The 2265-nt window shown below is 74.3% G+C and carries 3 protein-coding genes; 1 reads left to right on the forward strand and 2 read right to left on the reverse strand.

Annotated elements, in window-relative coordinates; translation table 11 throughout:
* The first annotated feature begins 119 nt into the window (after positions 1 to 119).
* Positions 120 to 1424 carry a trypsin-like peptidase domain-containing protein gene (locus AB0G02_RS35965; RefSeq protein ID WP_360803668.1) on the forward strand — a complete coding sequence of 435 codons (1305 nt, stop codon included), beginning with the start codon at positions 120 to 122 and terminating at the stop codon, positions 1422 to 1424.
* Positions 1425 to 1491: 67 nt separating this feature from the next.
* Here AB0G02_RS35965 and AB0G02_RS35970 read toward each other — a convergent pair whose 3' ends face one another.
* Complete coding sequence (locus tag AB0G02_RS35970) at positions 1492 to 1899, reverse strand: hypothetical protein (RefSeq protein WP_360803662.1); 408 nt, start codon at positions 1897 to 1899, stop codon at positions 1492 to 1494.
* On the reverse strand, positions 1896 to 2265 hold a 370-nt coding region (locus tag AB0G02_RS35975; RefSeq protein WP_360803665.1), incomplete at its 5' end, for a molybdopterin-dependent oxidoreductase. The genes AB0G02_RS35970 and AB0G02_RS35975, both read right to left, overlap by 4 nt.

Below are 2265 nucleotides of genomic sequence, written 5' to 3' on the forward strand. Positions count from 1 at the left end.
GCCAGTCGGGAACCGGTCAGGCGGGTGCCGTGCAGGGCGGCGCCGGGGTGACCGGACCAGGTGTGACCGGTGCTGTGCAGGGCGGCCCCGGTCAGACCGCAACCGGTGGGTCCGGCGCCGTGCAGGGCGGCGCCGGACTACCGGGATCAGGACTGCCCGGATCCGGACTTCCCGGGGCTGGGCAGGAGGCCTGGCAGGCGGGCTTCCACCGCCCGGAGCACACGGGCCCGTACGGCGTCCCGCAGCCCGGCGCCTCTCACGACCACCCCGGTTCGCCGATCCCACCGCCCCCGGGGTCGGCGCAGCACGGCCCCTACTACGCGCAACCCGGCTCGGTCACCGCCGCGCCGCGGCAACGCGGGCGCGGCAAGGTCGTCGCCGGTGTCGCCGCGCTCGTGCTCGCCGTCGGCGGCGTCGCGGGCGGTGTCGGCGGGTACGTCGGCTTCCAGGCCGCCGAGGACTCCCGGCCGGTGACCAACGCCCTGAGCCAGAACCCGCCCGCCCAGCAGAGCTCCGCCGCCGCCGAGGGCTCGATCGAGCAGGTGGCCCAGAAGGTGCTGCCGACCGTGGTCCAGGTGCAGCTCAGCGGCGGCACCGGGTCCGGGTTCACGCTCAGCTCCGACGGCCTCGTGCTCACCAACAACCACGTGGTCGAGAGCGCCGCCAACGGCGGGCCGATCAAGGTCCAGCTCCAGGACGGCCGCTCGTTCGACGCGAAGATCGTCGGGCGCGACCCCACGTCCGACCTCGCGGTGATCAAGATGGAGGACGTCTCCGGCCTCCCCACCGTCGAGCTCGGCAACTCCGGTGACCTCAGGATCGGTCAGCCGGTCGTCGCCGTCGGCTCGCCGTTCGACCTCAACGGCACGGTCACCTCCGGCATCGTCAGCTCGCTGAACCGCCCCGTGCGGGCCGGCGGCGAGCAGGGCACCGCGGACACCGTGCTGAACGCCATCCAGACCGACGCCGCGATCAACCCCGGCAACTCGGGCGGCCCGCTGGTGAACATGAAGGGCCAGGTCGTCGGCATCAACTCCGCGATCTACAGCCCGAACTCCAGCCAGTCCGCGCAGGGCGGCTCGGTCGGCATCGGCTTCGCCATCCCGATCGACCAGGCCCGCCGCACGGCCAAGGAGCTGTCGGAGACCGGCAAGGCCACCCAGACCGTGCTCGGCGTCCAGGTGGGCGATGCGCCGGAGGGCGGCGCGGTGGTCCGCAACGTGACCGGCGGCGGCGCGGCCGAGGCGGCCGGCGTCAAGACCGGCGACGTCATCACCAGGTTCGGCGACCGCCCCATCGACACCTCCGACGCCCTGGTGGCGGCCGTCCGGTCGCGCGCCCCGGGTGAGAAGGTCCAGCTCACCATCGGCAAGGACCGCAAGGTCGACGTGACGCTGGGCAGCCAGACCGTCGAGATCCGCTAGCACCACCAGCCCCCGGCTCACGTGCCCCTGAGCCGGTCAGCAGAGGCCGCACACCGACAGGCCGCCCTCACCTGTCGGTCTGCGGCCTCTTGTGCCGCCGGCGCTGCTGGACGAGCGTCACCGCGCCCACGGCCAGCCAGACCGCGACCACCGCCACCAGCAGGCCGAGCGGGTAGTCCCGGTCGTTCAGACCGGGGTTGGGCGGCCCGGCGAACGGCCGCCAGAGCAGGGGCACGGCGAGCAGGGCCAGCACACCGGTGAACGTGCCGCCGACCTGCACCGCCGCGCGCCACGGTCGTGGCACCCAGCGGGCGATCAGCAGCCCGACACCGCCGAACAGGGGCGCGAGCAGCAAGTCGTGCACGACCGGGCCGCCGAGGAACCACAGCGCCAGGTCCACGTCGACCAGCGGCAGCAGCAGGTAGGCGCCCCACGCGCCCATGGCCACGCCCACCGCGCCGATCACCCACCTCATCGGACGACCTCCAGCCGGGTGACCCACTTGGTCTGCGTGACGCCCGGTCGGCTCGGTGCGATCAGCCGGCACGGGTGGCCGTGGTCCAGCGACAGGGTCTCCCCGTCGAGGCGCAGGGCGAGCAGCGTCAACGGGTCGCGGGCGTGCGCGGCGGGCAGCGTGCTCGTCCGGTAGAGCCCGTCGCGTTCCAGCGACTCCACCCGCACGTCGCCGGGCTCCTCGACGCCCGCCAGCGCCAGCAGGTCGCGCACGGGCACCCCGGTCCACCTGGCCGACGCGCTCCACCCCTCGACGCACGCGATCGGCAGCTCGGCCGTGGTCTGGGGCAGCGCCTCCAGCTCGGCCCGCGAGAACTGCCGCGGGCCG

It is taken from the genome of Actinosynnema sp. NPDC023658 (genome assembly GCF_040639995.1).
GTDB lineage: Bacteria > Actinomycetota > Actinomycetes > Mycobacteriales > Pseudonocardiaceae > Actinosynnema.

Excerpts from the sequence above, each read along its gene's own strand:
- AB0G02_RS35970 (WP_360803662.1), bottom strand. The coding sequence starts at position 1,899 with ATGAGGTGGGTGATCGGCGCGGTGGGCGTGGCCATGGGCGCGTGGGGC.